Here is a 16,446-nt window from a genome sequence, read left to right as displayed (position 1 = left end):
TGGAAGGGCCATCGCTCAACGGATAAAAGGTACGCCGGGGATAACAGGCTGATACTGCCCAAGAGTCCATATCGACGGCAGTGTTTGGCACCTCGATGTCGGCTCATCTCATCCTGGGGCTGGAGCAGGTCCCAAGGGTACGGCTGTTCGCCGTTTAAAGAGGTACGTGAGCTGGGTTTAGAACGTCGTGAGACAGTTCGGTCCCTATCTTCCGTGGGTGTAGGATACTTGAGAGGAGTTGCCCCTAGTACGAGAGGACCGGGGTGAACGATCCACTGGTGGATCTGTTGTGGCGCCAGCCGCAGTGCAGAGTAGCTATGATCGGACAGGATAACCGCTGAAGGCATCTAAGCGGGAAGCCCCCCTCAAAACAAGGTATCCCTGAGAGCCGAGGTAGACTACCTCGTCGATAGGCCAGAGATGTAAGCGTAGCAATACGTTCAGTTGACTGGTACTAATGGCTCGATAGGCTTGATTTGATCCAGTAACAGAGAGATTTAACACCTCACTGTTCCTGATCAGCGTGACCTCCTTTGGAGGCTCGTTATCAAAAGCATACACACACATCAGTTGTACTGACTTGGACATAGTTATTGGATTTATTTGGTTTGGTGATCATAGCGCGAGCAAAACACCCGGTCCCATCCCGAACCCGGCAGTTAAGTGCCGCCGCGCCAATGGTACTGCGTCTTAAGGCGTGGGAGAGTAGGTCATCGCCAAACCTAATAAGTCCAATAACTATCGTATCTCTCTTCGATGAAAGATAAGAAAAAGCCGCTGAGTGATAAACTCAGCGGCTTTTCTACGTCTCGTAATCAGCAAAACAAATCATCACAATATCAAATATGCATACCACCTAAATCGTAAGCGGTGCCCCGAAAGAACACCAGAATCGTCTATGTATTCGTAATGCACATCTCTTGATACAGACCATAAATAGATCAATACTGAATTCGAGTACAAACACGCATTCGATAAAACCAACTCCCAGTTCCGCAGACCTGAACTCCAAGCTCGGAATGCATTCCTAAGCAGGTTTCCGGCCAGTAACCGAAACACCGATCCAGACCTTCTAGACGCTGTGTTCCAAGACACCGCGGTAATGTCGGGACATCTCGGGCCCTAACCGCTAATGGCAGGACCTGAGCCCTTCTTCGAGGCGATAGGCTAGAAAAAGATTTGACCGGAGTATCGCTGGGAGATCGTTGAAACCTCGATGGTAGCCCAAACTTCCACTGCTGTGATCGTCGAGGACGGTCTCTGCAATCGTTCCTTCGTCACGATATTCCATCTGCTGAAGATATCTGTCAAACATTTGAGTTCGTAGGTCGTTTGTAAACCTACTAACAGACGGGCTGTTAATGGATTTCGCTCGCAAATCCCTTATGGCAAATATTCCATTGCCATAAGGATGACCGAGAAGGTCAAGTTAGATTCTCATCTAAAGGATGTCAGCTTTAGAAGTGAGCAGACTGCGTGCCTACTGGTTTCTGAAGTGGTGGGGCGAACTTGGTCAGGTCGATCCCTTTAACAGCCAACTTATATTCCTCCAAGGTTGGCGTGCGTCCAAGAATTGTGGCCAAGACAACTACAGGCGTTGACGCAAGGAGTGACTCTCCTGTCTTTCCATCAGCGTCTTCCACAACCCTGCCCTTAAAGAGCCGTGTTGATGTTGCCAAAACAGTGTCACCCTTTGCAGCTTTTTCTTGGTTGCCCATACAAAGGTTACAACCCGGCCGTTCAAGATACAGGATGTTTTCATATTCTGTACGTGCATCGCCTTTTGGAGCCGCGTCATCGAACTCAAACCCAGAGTACTTTTGCAAGACCGCCCAGTCTCCCTCTTCCTTCAACTCGTCGATGATGTTGTAGGTCGGTGCTGCAACAACCAGAGGAGCCTTGAACTCGACCTTGCCATATTCCTCTTCGAGGTTACGCAACATCTGGGCTACGATTTTCACATCACCCTTGTGCACCATACAGGAACCAACAAAACCCAAGTCGACTTTCTTTTTCGCACCGTAGTAGGAAATGGGACGTATTGTATCGTGTGTGTACCGCTTGGAAACGTCGGCATTGTTGACGTCGGGGTCCGCAATCATCGGTTCAACAATGGCATCCAGATCAACAACAACTTCAGCGAAATACTTGGCGTTGTCGTCCGCTGTAAGCGCTGGCTTCTCACCTGACGTGATCTCGGCGATGCGCTTGTCGGCGATTGCAATCAATCCTTTAAGCATCTCAACATCGTTATCCATGCCTTTATCGATCATGATTTGAATGCGGGATTTCGCAATCTCGAGTGACGCAATCAAGGTAGCATCTTCGGAAATGCAAATAGATGCTTTCGCCTTCATTTCAGCGGACCAGTCCGTGAATGTGAAGGCCTGATCTGCAAGTAAAGTGCCAATATGGACCTCAATGACCCGACCCTGAAACACGTTATCACCGAACTGTTGGAGCATCTGTGACTGCGTGGCATGCACCACATCGCGGAAATCCATGTGGTCAGCCATGCGGCCTTTAAACGTTACTTTCACAGATTCCGGGATTGGCATTGTCGCCTCGCCCGTCGCAAGAGCCAAGGCAACGGTGCCTGAATCAGCACCAAACGCAACACCTTTAGACATGCGTGTATGGCTATCGCCACCAATAATGATGGCCCAATCATCAACCGTGATATCGTTTAGGACCTTGTGGATCACATCCGTCATGGAGTGATATACTCCTTTAGGATCGCGCGCGGTGATCAGACCGAATTTGTGCATAAAGGCCATCAATTTCGGCGTGTTTTCCTGCGCTTTGAAATCCCAGACTGACGCCGTGTGGCAACCAGACTGATAGGCCCCGTCCACAGTTGGCGACAAGATCGTGGCGGCCATGCCTTCCAGTTCCTGTGACGTCATCAGCCCCGTAGTGTCCTGGGAACCCACGATGTTCACGCTGACCCGCGCGTCCGATCCAGCGAGCAAAACAGTACCGGGTGTGACCCCCAGTGCATTTACGTTAAAGATTTTCTCAACCGCTGTCAGGCCTTGGCCCGGATGGGTGATTTCCTTTGATGGCGCGAATGCGGACTGAAGTTCAATTCCCAGCATTTCACAGGCAACAGTCTGCAGCTTTTTGCCGAACACAATCGCATAGGACCCACCGGCCTTCATGAACTCAATTTTTTGCGGAGTGAAGGAGGATGACATGTCCACAAGTTCTTGGGCACCCGCTTCATCAAACAGCTTTTTCTCTTTGGTATTGATGGTCAAAACAGTGCCTGTTTCAACGGAGTACTTTTGCTCAAGGATTGGATTGCCGTCATTGTTCATGATCGGGTTGCCGTCGGCGTCCACTTTCTTGACCCAGTTTTTCAAATCGACACCAATGCCACCCGTCACACCAACAGTCGTCAGAAAGATGGGCGAGATGCCGTTTGTTCCTGCGACGACTGGCGCGAAATTCACAAAAGGAACATAGGGGCTGGCTTGTTTACCTGTCCATAAGGCGACGTTGTTGACGCCAGACATCCGTGAGGAGCCCACACCCATGGTCCCTTTTTCCGCAATCAGCATAACCCGTTTATCGGGGTGTTGCTTTTGCAGGTCTTGGATCTCAACCTGAGCTTCGGGGGTGATCATACATTTGCCATGCAACTCCCGGTCCGAGCGCGAGTGCGCTTGGTTGCCAGGGGATAGCAGATCAGTCGAGATGTCGCCCTCCCCCGCTATGTAGGTTACGACTTTGACCTCTTCGTCGATGTCAGGAAGCTTGGTGAAGAATTCGGCCTTTGCGTAGCTCTGCACAATGTCCAGCGCGACGGTGTTTCCGCCAGCAAGGGCTTCTTTGAGGCGATCAGTGTCAGCCTCGTACAGGAAGAATTGCGTCTTGAGCACTTCGCCCGCTTGCGCCGCGATCGACGCATCATCCCCCAATGCCAGATCAAGCAGAACCTCAACAGATGGTCCGCCTTTCATGTGTGACAATAACTCGAAGGCAAAGGTTGCGGATATCTCTTCAACGACGGTTTCGCTGAGAATGATTTCTTTGAGGAATTGTGCCTTTGCGCCAGCAGCACTGGTTGTACCAGGTAGGGTGTTATAAATCAGAAATTGCAGCGACGCCGCCCGATGTTCGTGCTCAACATCCTTGATTTGCGCGACGATTTCATCTGTCAGCGCCGCATCATCGATTGGCTTGGGATTTAGGCCCTGTTTTTTGCGTGTTGCGATCTCTTCGAGGTATGATGCATATAGGCTCATGGCTGTCTCAACTATTAAGTGTTTCTAAGGTGTTAACCGCCCGCTGGTCGACACGGCATTTGGTATACATTCCGATTGCATACAATGGTATACTAAAGACTTAAATCTTGCAAGATGAGGAGTTGTAACAAGACATCTCGCATTCTTGACAAACTATCATTTTCCGACGCGAAATGTATCCATCTTTTCTAATGGCGTTATTACGCTGAAGCACCTGTGGCGCACTCCTCTACGATTCTCGTGACACAACCTTGAACCATAAGGCAGAGATTCAGATCAGTATCACACCTCGGAAAATAAGTCCTTGGCGCCGCGTTTTGCCAGATATTCAGCTTGGCTCATTGGGCCTGCATTTCCGACCAAAGCGCGATACGCATCGTAACTTTCTACAATTCGGCGCCCCATATCGTCGTCCTCTGCAACGCTTGCTGTTACTTCAAATGACACCCGTGCTAATTCATTCCAGACTTCATCAGGAAGCTTGGTGGGCTTAGTCCCAGATTCTGCAAGCAATTGCACCAATGCAAGGCCGTTATTCCCGTAATAGTCAGCAGTATGGTACGTCAGTTCTGCATCGACCACGCCGGAAATCAAAAGCTGGTCACTTTCAGTAAGACTATTCCAAAAGTCGAGGTTGAAACCAACTGAAGCAGTTGTAGCAGGCTCATGGAACCCAGGGTAAATATAGGTCTTCAGCAGCTTTTGGAAACCGAATTGCAAATCGTTGTAGGGCCCTACCCACTCAGTAGCGTCAATCGATCCGTCAAATAAAGCATCCACGATACCGCCACCAGGCAGCGAGACAGCATTGGCACCTAAGCGTTCAATCACCTGCGCACCAAGGCCGGGCATCCGCATGGTCAGGCCTTTGAAATCATCAATGCTAGTGATTTCTTTATTGAACCAGCCGCCCATCTGAACGCCTGTTCCACCTGTGGCCATGGCTTTTACGCCAAAGCCTGCGTTCAATTCATCCCACAGTTCTTGTCCGCCACCATACCTCAACCAAGCGATCTGCTCGACAGAGGTCAAGCCGAGAGGCACAGTAGAGAAAAAATTGAGCCCGCGGTGTTTGCCTTGAAAGTAGTACTCCGCGGAATGATACATTTCAATTTCGCCAGAGCCGGCGGCATCGTGTACACCCAACGGTGGCACAAGCTTGCCCGCTGTATGGATTTCTACATTCAAACGGCCATCACTGCCCTGCGAAATCCCTTTGGCAACCCGTGCTGCACTATCGGCCAGACCGCCAAGGTTTGGAGGCCATGATGTGGCCATACGGATCGTCTGCGGGATGCCTTGAGAAATGGCTGGTGTCGCGATTGCCGCAGCACCCGTTAATGCCGTACCAAGACCAATGAGCGCCTTGCGCCGCGATAGGTTTTGAGACTTGATTGAGCTGTTGGGGCTCGTAGTTGAAGTCATTTTGTGGGTCATTGGGACAGCGCCTCTTTGCGGCCTAGAAAGTAGGCGGTTTCACCAATCTCGCTCCAACCGGCCACATCACCGATGTAGTAAAGATACGCATCTGCGGCATCCGCTGCGAAATCGCCGGCATCAAACATGTTGGCCAGAACAGTATTGGCAGCAGCAATCTGCGCATCCCAAATGTCCTGTGGCATCTCATGTGCCGTTACGGCAGGGCCAACTTCGCCGAGCGTCACAACGTTGTTGTGCATCGCTAATGCGCGTTGCGTGCCGTGTTCGGCTATAATACCCCGTTCGATTAAGAACCGGTCCGTTTCAGAAAGTGAAGACCACCGCGACAGGTTCACCCCCACGCTAAGTGTTGCAGAAGGGCGACCTGCATTTGGTGTTGTCATGTGCGGAAAGCTGGACAATAGCCCGGACGCCGCCATTTGCGCAGCACTGAATCCCTCGAGGGCCAGCAGTGGCCCGTAGTCAGCCCCTGACATGACGTCCACAACGGTTCCTACACCCATTTCAGTAAGTAGTTGCAGTCCCAGACCCGTCGACCCAACGGGACCTGATTGTAGGCCTGCCAACCCGTTAATCGGTTCGCGTGACCACACAGGCATCGCCCCATCATCGCCGGCCATGAAGCATTTGATCCCAAATTCTTCACCTAGTGCATCCCAGACAAGCTGCCCGTCTCCGACCAGTATCCAACTTTCCAGCTCACTTGCGCTCATCCCGCCGGGCATCGCAGCAAATAGGCCAAATGCGGGGTTGCGCGATACAAATGCGTCTTGGGAGGTTAGATACATATCAGCCGCACCGCCTGAAACATCATCCAGGAAGCCAGGGGCGGCATCCGAATCTGCCTCGCGAACCTCAACCGTGATCCGCCCACCAGACATCGCCGAAATCCGCGCGCTCAGGTCAGAGGCAGCAGCAATCCGATCTGTAACCAATGACAGTGACAGCTGATCCTGAGCGGCAACAGGTGCGGCGGCAACTGCCGCAACGCCCAGACCTGCGCCCAAAAGTGTTCTGCGTTTCATATCAAATCATTCCTTACTATGGGCGCGCGGCTGATAGAATGCCTTTGGGTGTTCGTAAGATCAGGCTGTCGTATGATAAACTGCGCGTTTATCGCATCCAAATTTCAACACGACGGTTGCTTTCGCGTCCGTTTGCACTGTCGTTACAGCCAACCGGTGCGAGCGGGCCGTAGGCCGAAATCGCAATACGTGCCGTCAAACCGTCACCCCCAGAGGCTGCAACCAAAGCATCACGCACACTTGTTGCACGCAACAGAGCTAGACGTTCATTCAAATCAAATCGCCCAACGTTATCGGAAAATCCGATAACCAAAATTTCACGGTTACGCGCCTCTTCGGTGTTGAGGTATGCAACCATCCGTTCAACATCTGACTGCGATTTTGAATCCAGCTCCGAGGAGGCTGACGTGAAACGGAACGTTGTGGAGAGGCGATCTGCAGAGGTCAAATCTTGTGCGAACTTCTGCACCAATTCTAATGCCACACCCGACCCCGCCGACAAGATTGCGGATGTCAGACGTGTCCCTTGCACACTAATGGGCTGCAGTTCGATTGTCTGGTCAACATACCCTGCCCCTTCAATCAGTGTCTGTGCGCCTTCTGAAGACATATATTCAAGGAAATCTGTCTTGAACGAGGTTTGCGCGGCACCGCTTGTGTAGGTGTAGACCCGTTGGCTCAGAGGGTATTCTTCCGCCTTAATAGCGAAATCACTGGCGTAAGCTAGCGGTCCACAGGACTGACGGATGGGCAAGACTTCTGCCGCCCCGCTCCCTGATCTGCTGGTGATCGTTATCGCGTTCACATCCGCGACAACCGCTGCCACGGCCTGAATTTCGTTCTCAGCGCGCTCACTGGTACGGCGCAGGCGCACCCGGTTCGGTTCAAGCACCAATTCACCAAAGGTTGCCGCCAAAGTGGACCCTTCTGCTGGCAACAACATACGGATAGGAGCGTCATTCCCCCCTACTTCGGACCAATTTTTGATACGGCCCGCAGCAATCTGGGATAACTCGTCCAATGACACGGCCCTGACGGGATTGGATGGGTGCACGATAGGCACCAATGCGTCCAGCGCGATTACACGTTCACGGCCTTGACCGCGTGGGTCAGGTTGACCGGCCAAAACGGCCTGATCCGCAATTTCGGCGGGTACAGCTGTCGTAGACAGATACAGGTCAGCCGCGCCATTGCGCAGCTCTTCGAAACCTGTGCCGATTGCTTGCACCGTAATGTCCACGTTTCCTTCAATCTCAGTCCCAGCGCTGTCCAGCAACTCGATACTTGATGCGGCCCCAGTTGCGTCGACAACAGGTGAGCCAATCAAATCTTGCGTTGATGCAAATCCATTGATCAAGTCTTGCAGCAAGCTGTTGGTCTCAGGCCCATTGGCCAAAATCGCCAACTCAAGCTCCGCTATGGGTTCAGGGCATGCTTCGCCTTCACAAATGGTCCAGACCCGCGACAGGCGCAATTCGCCAATGCTTGTGTCCAGTACGTATGTCGTGTCGTCAAAGGACAGCAGCTCGCCTGTGATCGATGTTTTGCCATCCGGGCTAGATAATGTCACTTCGTCCGCAAAAAGCGCGAAAGGTACAGCAATCAGACATGATGCCACGGCAAGCTTTTGTTTAAGTTGGTTCATTTGAACTAATCCGTTTCTACTTCAAGCGATATTTGAACCGCAGCATTTGTTCATATTGGGTGTCGCACTTGGCGACTTTTGGTACTTCACACTCGCCTCAACAAACCACAGTCTGGCCTGAGAACTAACGACACTAAACATTCCTCGCGAGTGAGGAACTGGTTCAGCCGCTTTACACTGGCTTCATAACGCCTTTGCCACCAGATCGAGAAGGATAGCATGGCCATTAAATGACCCATCGCTCTCTTTCTGAGCCTGATTGTATGGAATCATTCCTTTGGCAGCAGCCACCGCCAACAGTTGTTCAACCTGGCTTTGGCTTATAGCGTGGTCTGGAAATTGAAGGCGTGTCTGACCAGCATCTCCATCAACGCCATTTGGCTCTCTGCGCACCGTAAAATTACCGGCATTTGCCGCATCGATCAGCTCGTTCATGCCCTGAATGGCAAACGCAATCACTTGCAGACCTTCTGCGTCAGCGATCGTTTCGGGCACAGTCACGTCTTGCGCAGATGCCTTTTCAACCAATGCGCGGAAAATTTCAGCACTTGTTTCGACTTCGTTGATGACAGGCTCTGGCATGACCACGGCAACAACTACAGGTTCCTCTAGAGCCTTTGGCATAGCATCAAGCAAATCTACATTTTCGGCCCGGGTAACTTCTTCTTCTTTTGTCGCCAGCTGTATATTTTCCAAAGCTCGCGAAAGCTCCTGGATTTGTGCCTGCTGGGCTTGCCACTGAATGTAGCCAAAGCTCAGACCAATACCCAAGATGAAGGCAACACATCCCGCGACAACCATTGCCCCTAGGCCCCCAAATCGTGAAGGTGGTGTTTCGTCCATATAGGAGGGTTTCATCGTCTTTGTGTCCTTACTTCTATCATACCTGGTGCAAATCAGGTTGGTAGCTGGCGTTAAAAAATTTCGGGAAATATGACTACTCGACGGTGTGGCTATCTGTGCAAAATTGCACAAAAAAGGTGTCCGCGCTCGAATTAACGGCGCAACACAATACGACACACACGGTCGGTAACTTCACGGCATCCCCCCAACAATGGTACCATATTTTGCGGCAGCAATATGTGGCTTCGCCACAAATGGTATCATAAACCACCTATAGATGGCTGGACATACGCGGTCAAAGCAAAAAACTGCGCCAAAGGGATGCATAGGTAATTTCACAACGTCTGGCGTAGGATACTCCCGTTTTAGACTGCTTTTTCTGCAAGCAACATTTGCTTTTGTCAGTCAATACAAAACCTGGGCAAAATCAAACTGACACACTGGCAAGCGGTTACTCCCAGCTTGATACATAACTTGCAAACAGAGCTAAGCAAAAGGAATGTCCAGCAGTCGGATGGCAATGTGAATGAGGGGATTGTGTTCATTCTTTACACATTCAGAGCGCGCAGCCTGCGAACAAGTTTTCCCACATTGCAGAAAGATATTCCATGAAACAACAACTGGCGATGCTGAGATCAGTAACGTCAAGGGAACCTATCGTGTCAGAAACAATTCCGCGAAACCGCATTTTTCCTATGAAAAAGCCGGATGGGCATGTCGCGGGGACACAACGGTATTCAGCACAGCTGGCTAACAATACCAAACAAGTTCAAGTGCTGTACCTCGGCGTTCAAAATCACGATGGAACCCTAGGGAACTTCAATACGTTCCTTGACACAAGCCGCGCCCTTTTTGCCGACGCTAACGGTTCAGTTCATTACGACTATGCTAAGTATTTAGACTCGGAAGGTGTACCAACCCTATTTGCAGTAGCCTATTGGATGGCACCCGAAAAATATGAGGCATGGGCATGCTCCGACCTTGTCGCTGCGTGGTGGGCAGATCCCGCCAAGCTGCAAGCAGATACCGGATATTTTTGGGAGGCTTTTCGGTTCACAAAAGATCACGGCGAAACCATTAGTTTTAAGAAGTACATTCGCAGCCTATCCACATGCCCGATGCACAGTATTTATCCGATGGACGAAAGCGGATACTGGGGGCTGCGCGTGACCGTACCCTCATGTGCAAGCAAACGGTATTGTCGTGGAAAAGTTGCACCCGATTACGGGCCTGCAACCATGTTCGAAGAAAACACAGGCGAAGTGTTGGCCTGATATGGCATCCGCATAACCACCTTGCGGACCAAGGCCTAGTCGGCTTCAAACTTCTGCTCAACCAAGCAATTAAAAGGAAGGCATCCAGCACAGATATATTCCTGTCAGTCTCGATAAATGTTAGCCCCCTGCCCGATCGGAAACAATACAACATGCCGATCCGGTTAAACCAACCAGTCACCCGATAAGCCTAACCTGACGCTGCGGGCATTATAGAAACACCGCAACATCTCATGTAAACGCAGGCCATTCATCCCGTGATCACCAACTCACTGCCGTGGCTTAGCCAACTTGATATTTCTGATTATCGGGGCCTTTTAAACAGATGACCAGCACCAGAAGCTATGCTCACCACATATTCAAATTGCCGCCCTGGGTGTTTACAGCTGTAAACTTCCGGCATGTTGATCGGTAGTTGCTAGTGTCTTATCTTGCGGAACCCCAAACGTTAGACACTAAATGTAAGAAAAATCTTGACTTTAAGTAGTGAATCGCCGCTTTTACCGTTAAGTGGCGCAGAAAATGCCGCATTGAGCAAATTGGGGCAACCAGATGATTCCCACGACACCGACAATAACAGACAGACCTTCGGAACTGGCGACAGATATTTCCGAGCGGTTGAACCGCGCTATCAGAGAGCATCTACTCTCCGCATTCGCTCCTGACAACACCAAGTCCTTGCGCGTCTTCTCTGCGCCAGAGGCCGCTGAGTTACTTGGTGTATCCGGACAGTTCATGCGCAAAGTCCATGGCGAGGGCACCATTCCAGAACCGAAAGACATCCGCGCCGGCCGTCGGCACTACAGCGCACAGGAACTATGGGAAGCGCGGCAAATCCTTGAGCAGACCTCCCGCACAAAAGGTCGATATCTACCCGGTCGCAAGGACGGTGAGCGGTTACAGGTTTGGCAGCTGATGAACTTCAAAGGCGGCAGCAGTAAAAGCACATCAACCATTCACCTTGCGCATTACCTGGCCCTCCATGGTTACAGGGTGCTTGTGGTCGATCTAGATCCGCAAGGATCGTTGACCTCAATGTGCGGCATAAATCCAGAAATCGAGTTTGATGGCCTCACAATATATGACGCTATCCGATACGATGATCCGGTCCCGCTATCTGACGTCATTATGCCCACGTATTTTCCAGGATTGTCACTGGCACCTTCTCGTCTGTTGTTATCTGAGTTCGAGACTGAATCAGCAATAAATTCAAATCCCGACCAGCCATTCTTCCTGCGCATCCGCAATGCGTTGGCACAGGTTGAAGATCAATACGACATCGTCTTAATGGACAGCCCACCACAACTTGGCTTCCTAACGATCTCTGGAATGGCGGCAGCAACGTCTCTAATCGTGCCCCTCACGCCATCGATGTTGGATGTGTCTTCCACTGCCCAATTCTTGGAACTCGCAGGCGCTTACATGGGTGTTATCGAGGACGCTGGAGCAGAGCTCCAGTATGATCATTTCAAGTTCCTGATCACACGTGATGAACCCACAGACGTACCATCACAGCAGCTTACCTCTTTTATGCGCGCGCTCTTCATGGACCGCGTCATGGCTGCAACCGCCCTCAAAAGTACCGCTATTAGTGATGCTACGATGCTCAAACAATCAATCTACGAAGTTATCCGATCAGAGATGACACGAGCAACATACGACCGCGCCAAACAATCCATGGACGCAGTTGGAAGCGAAGTTGAAGCAATGATTCACCAAGCATGGGGACGCACCTAATGGCACGCAAATCACTACGGGACCTATCAGGCATTGCCAAAACCATTGCAGATTCAAGCCCCCAGCCAAGAGACCCAGCAACAAAAGCCACAGCACCAGCTTTGGGTGCTTTGCAGGGTTCATTATTAGCCATTCGCGAATTGGATCCAACTTTAATTGACGACTGGGGCCCAAAAGACCGGCTAGACGGGTTTACAGCTGTAAACTCTGAGGATGACGGTGACAGCTTTGAAAACTTGAAGTCCAGCATCAAGGAAGGCGGTCAACAAGTTCCTATCTTAGTCCGCAGGGCAGGGGCTGAAGGCCGCTTTGAAATCATCTATGGCCGCCGCAGGTTGCGCGCGTGCCGCGAGTTGGGTTTGAAAGTCCGTGCAAACGTTCAAGATCTTGATGACGCATCTGCACTGCTTGCCAAGGGTTTGGAAAATGCGGCACGGCGCAATTTGTCGTTTTATGAAAAGGCCCGATTTGCCGCTGTTATTCAGACTGCAGGCCACAATACTAAAACTGTCCGTCAAGTTCTAAGCCTCTCGGCGTCGGGGCTCTCGCATCTTACGAAGGTAACGGACAACGTTCCTGACAACCTAGGAGATCAAATTGGGGCAGCTCCAAAATCGGGTCGACCAAAGTGGACCGCATTGGCAGAAGCCTTCATAAACGATAAGGTCAACGCCACCTCATCCTTATCGATCTTGTCAAAGATGAACGACGGTCTCACCTCAGATGACCGTCTTGAGCAGCTCCTCAGAGAGATCGCTCGCCGAGGAGCACGCCCAAATGAGGCCAGGGAAATAACACCAGTACCCGGCATTACGATCAAGTCAGGACGCGCCACAATCGCGATGTCCATCAAAAGGGCAGGGGAAAACGCAGCATTTGCTGAGTGGTTGGACCGTGAACTCGAGGACATCATCAAGAAATCCTATCAGGAGTTTACAGCTGTAAATCCTGCGGATGACACCAAAAGATAGAACAACAAAGGAGAACGTAAGCAAAGAGAAACCCCCGAAACCGAAGCTTCGAGGGCTGTAACGCAAAATGCGCTTCTTAGATTAGACACCTAGATCGTAGCAGCCACCGATTCGCGACGCAATAAAAAACGCTCTTGGGCGAACGGGAAATCTTTGCCTGCAGGCAAAATATGAAACCAATTCAAGGTATAGCTCCTGCTGGAGCACGCTCATCACAGTTTGCGATGGGGCAGGGAGGTATTGTCCAAAGCAAATGGCATCTCCTCAAAACAATCGAAGACATCCGTGAACCTCTCGGATTAAAAGGTACATCCATCGCTCTTCTCAGGGCGATGATCTCATTTTTGCGTGTTGATAATATCAATGCCGAACGCGATGATGCCCATATTTGTTTTGCATCAAATGCATCCCTAGCAAAACGTGCCCACGTCAGCATCCAGACCGTTGAACGCCACATCACAAAGTTAGTGTCATTAGGCCTCCTGATGCGGAGATCGAGCGGTAATGGAAAGCGTTGGGCGCGTCGGGATCGTCAAGGCAACATCGTCCTTGCAACAGGCCTATCACTCCTGCCCCTAACAGAGCGTCACCCTGAATTTATGGACATGGCCGAAACATTCCAAGATCAGAAAAACGAACTTGCCCGCCTAAAAGATAAGTGTTCGCTTGCCCTAACGAACCTCAAAGAACTACTTTTACCAAAAGACTGGAACGAAACGTTACTCTCGAAAGCCCGTAATCTGTTAAGACGGCAGCCAAACAGGGCTGCGCTGGACAATTTGCTGGCAGAAATCACTGTGGAAATCTCAAAGATCGGCCATAGAGAAACCAACAAATTGCGGGCCACTGCCCATAAGGTTGAGGGGCACAAAGAGACTAATAAGATTCAGTTTGTAGTAGAAAGCAAGTCTGCTGAGATAGAGATTGATCAAGAAGAGATCGAGCGTTCCTATCCAGCCCTTTGTGCCGAACTTAGGTTTGCAACGAACCCAAATGAATGTCGCCATATAATGGATCAAATTGCAGGCCAGCTCAATTTGGGGAACACTTGGTTTGCGATAAAAGACTTTGGTCCAACCATAAGCTTTATGATCCTAGGCTACCTGATGGAGCGCTTGCATACGATCCAGAACCACCGTGGGTACGCTTTCAAACTGGTGCAAGACCTTTCCAATAACAACCTAGAGTGGCGCACACTCTTAAAGAAGCCAAAATCAAACAAGGGTACAGATCACTATACCTCTTTCAAAGCAGCCTCCAGTTTTTAAACAACTTATCCATTGGACAGATCTATACTAAGGGAGGTTATCCTCACCGCGTTATCAACGATAGTCAGTGTCGGGCAACGCTGATACTAGCGTGCTAAAAGCACTGGTAATGGCGCCATACCTGACAACCCATAAGGAAAGTGGTCTTATTTCCATAGAAACAGCTAGAGCTCTTGATGAAAAGCAGAGCGGACACATAAGATGTCACTTCTCTGGAAAATAGGGGCAAGGTCTAGCCTTGGTGTTAGGCATTGATACAGCTGAGGCGGGACGCTTATATCAGCACAATACAGTGTCCCTATGTGGCTAGTTGCGCCTCTGGTTTGCATCCCCAGTTTTGGCAGCGCAATTGTTAGCGTTGCAGCGGCCTGAATTGCAGGTTCATTTATGGTTCCGTTACTGGCATCGTATCCCGATGGTACATCCAGCGCTAACGTAGGTGCCCGGTGGTTGTTGGCCCATTCAATCAACCTTGCGGCAGGCCCTCTGGGAGAGCCCTTCAGGCTGTAACCAATAAGCCCATCAAGAATGACATCTACAGGTACTCCGATGTCTTCAACGGACATTTCAACAACGTTCTCGAGTCCTAAAAGAGTATCCAGTTGGGCCTTTGGCACGTCGCCCATCCGGTCACGGCCCTGTGCAGTTACAACACAGACCTTTGCGCCCCACGTGGCCAAGCGCCGTGCTGCGGTTAAAGCACCGCCACCATTGCCACCACCTCCTGCGAGGACGACAACACGTTTATCTTCTGGCGCGCCATCCAAGGCAATTTCGCGCGCCAGAACGGCAAGACATCGTCCCGCATTCTCCATCATTTGAAACAGGCTGATCTGAAATTCTTCCATCATCAGTCTGTCGACTTCGATCATTGTTTGAGTGTCGACCTCGGGTAGGGGGCCTACATTTGAAAAATGCGGAACCATATTATTAGCCTTGATGTTGGGGGCCGATGCCTTGAAACAGTTTGGAAATATCTACTGTTGGCTTATTGCCAATATGATCAAAGTTCTCGTCGAGCCATACTTTGGCTGTTTCGCGGCCAAGGTCCCGCAGGTGCGTTAGAAACGCCCATTCAGCGTTCATTTTCGAGGATGCCCCGAGTGGGAGCAGTACATCTTGATTTTCGATGATATGAATGCGCGTGTCTCTGTATTCGTCATCCGAAAGCTTCCCTTCCCGAATGAGCCGCGACACGAAATCGATAGAACGCAGTTCTTTTAACAAGCTGGAATTAAAGCTGATTTCGTTAACACGGTTCATGATGTCTTGGGCAGTCTTTGGCGCACCTGATCGCTCAACCGGATTGATTTGAATGACGACGATGTCAGAGCATTCTGTCTGGGTGTGGAACGGAAACAACGCCGGATTACCCATGTAACCGCCATCCCAATACGGCACGCCGTCAATTTCCACTGCTTGAAAGACCATTGGTAGACAAGCCGACGCCATAACCATATCGGCGGTTAGTGTATGGGGGTCAAAGACCTTTACACGCCCTGTTTCAACATTGGTTGCAGAGATAAAGAGCTTGGTCCGGTCACAGGCGCGCACCCTTTCAAAATCTACAACTTCCTCGAGCAGTTTTTGCAGAGGGTTCATATTAAACGGGTTCGTTTGGTAAGGGGAAACAATCCGCGAAAGCGCGTCAAAGAAATGATACCCGGGCGAGTTTTCAAGGGTCCAGTTTCCCATGAACATGTCAAACGGGGCGCGTTTGATCGGGCTATTCTCGGCGGATTTGCTCATTTCCGACCAAAAATGCTCTAGCGCTTCACGGGCACCCTCATTGCCACCCCGCACCATTCCATCGGCACACACGACAGCGTTCATGGCCCCGGCGGAGGTGCCAGAAATTGCCTCGAATTCCAAACGTCCGTCTTCCAACATTTGATCAAGGACACCCCAAGTGAAAGCACCGTGTGATCCCCCGCCCTGAAGCGCGAGATTGATCTTTTTGGTCTTGGCCATCTGTGATGTCCTTTTTGAAGGG

At 50.7% G+C, this 16,446-nt stretch carries 11 protein-coding genes and 2 rRNA genes; 6 read left to right on the top strand and 7 right to left on the bottom strand.

The window, feature by feature from the left end:
* Both V7775_RS23650 and rrf read left to right on the top strand, forming a co-directional pair.
* Positions 1-479 (top strand): 23S ribosomal RNA (locus V7775_RS23650); the annotation flags it as partial.
* A gap of 128 nt (positions 480-607) precedes the next feature.
* A 5S ribosomal RNA gene (gene rrf / locus V7775_RS23645) occupies positions 608-722 on the top strand.
* 735 nt (positions 723-1,457) lie between these two features.
* On the opposite strand, the gene V7775_RS23640 is transcribed toward rrf, so the two are convergent.
* The 5 genes from V7775_RS23640 to V7775_RS23620 all read right to left on the bottom strand — a co-directional run bounded on the left by V7775_RS23640 (position 1,458) and on the right by V7775_RS23620 (position 9,218).
* Positions 1,458-4,250, bottom strand: coding sequence for a bifunctional aconitate hydratase 2/2-methylisocitrate dehydratase (locus tag V7775_RS23640; RefSeq protein WP_335754404.1), 2,793 nt, complete (start codon positions 4,248-4,250; stop codon positions 1,458-1,460).
* A gap of 282 nt (positions 4,251-4,532) precedes the next feature.
* Complete coding sequence (locus V7775_RS23635; RefSeq protein WP_335754403.1) at positions 4,533-5,675, bottom strand: TRAP transporter substrate-binding protein; 1,143 nt, start codon at positions 5,673-5,675, stop codon at positions 4,533-4,535.
* Positions 5,676-5,683: 8 nt separating this feature from the next.
* The gene (locus tag V7775_RS23630; protein ID WP_335754402.1) at positions 5,684-6,715 is read right to left on the bottom strand and encodes a hypothetical protein; all 1,032 of its coding nucleotides are present in this window, start codon (positions 6,713-6,715) and stop codon (positions 5,684-5,686) included.
* 88 nt (positions 6,716-6,803) lie between these two features.
* Positions 6,804-8,360, bottom strand: a complete 1,557-nt coding sequence (locus V7775_RS23625) for a phosphate ABC transporter substrate-binding/OmpA family protein (RefSeq protein WP_335754401.1) — start codon at positions 8,358-8,360, stop codon at positions 6,804-6,806.
* 183 nt (positions 8,361-8,543) lie between these two features.
* Positions 8,544-9,218, bottom strand: coding sequence for a hypothetical protein (locus V7775_RS23620; protein ID WP_335754400.1), 675 nt, complete (start codon positions 9,216-9,218; stop codon positions 8,544-8,546).
* 644 nt (positions 9,219-9,862) lie between these two features.
* On the opposite strand from V7775_RS23620, the gene V7775_RS23615 reads away from it, so the two are divergent.
* From V7775_RS23615 to V7775_RS23600, 4 genes are all read left to right on the top strand, one after another.
* The gene (locus tag V7775_RS23615) at positions 9,863-10,477 is read left to right on the top strand and encodes a phenylacetaldoxime dehydratase family protein (protein WP_335754399.1); all 615 of its coding nucleotides are present in this window, start codon (positions 9,863-9,865) and stop codon (positions 10,475-10,477) included.
* A 552-nt stretch (positions 10,478-11,029) separates the two neighbouring features.
* Positions 11,030-12,214, top strand: coding sequence for a plasmid partitioning protein RepA (gene repA, locus V7775_RS23610; protein WP_335754398.1), 1,185 nt, complete (start codon positions 11,030-11,032; stop codon positions 12,212-12,214).
* Positions 12,214-13,185, top strand: coding sequence for a plasmid partitioning protein RepB (gene repB, locus V7775_RS23605; protein ID WP_335754397.1), 972 nt, complete (start codon positions 12,214-12,216; stop codon positions 13,183-13,185). The genes repA and repB overlap by 1 nt, the downstream gene beginning before the upstream one ends.
* Positions 13,186-13,355: 170 nt before the next feature.
* On the top strand, positions 13,356-14,453 hold the full coding sequence (locus tag V7775_RS23600; protein ID WP_335754396.1) for a helix-turn-helix domain-containing protein: 1,098 nt from the start codon (positions 13,356-13,358) through the stop codon (positions 14,451-14,453).
* A 164-nt stretch (positions 14,454-14,617) separates the two neighbouring features.
* Here the strand turns inward: V7775_RS23600 and V7775_RS23595 are convergent, their stop codons facing one another.
* Together V7775_RS23595 and V7775_RS23590 are read right to left on the bottom strand one after the other, a co-directional pair.
* Positions 14,618-15,379 carry an NAD(P)H-hydrate epimerase gene (locus tag V7775_RS23595; RefSeq protein WP_335754395.1) on the bottom strand — a complete coding sequence of 254 codons (762 nt, stop codon included), beginning with the start codon at positions 15,377-15,379 and terminating at the stop codon, positions 14,618-14,620.
* Between the two features lie 4 nt (positions 15,380-15,383).
* A complete protein-coding gene (locus V7775_RS23590) occupies positions 15,384-16,424 on the bottom strand; it encodes a patatin-like phospholipase family protein (protein WP_335754394.1) in 1,041 nt (346 codons plus the stop codon).
* Positions 16,425-16,446 lie beyond the last annotated feature (22 nt).

The sequence above is a fragment of the Sulfitobacter sp. genome (genome assembly GCF_036960155.1).
Classification (GTDB): domain Bacteria; phylum Pseudomonadota; class Alphaproteobacteria; order Rhodobacterales; family Rhodobacteraceae; genus Sulfitobacter.
This window is presented reverse-complemented; position numbering and strand designations above follow the sequence as displayed.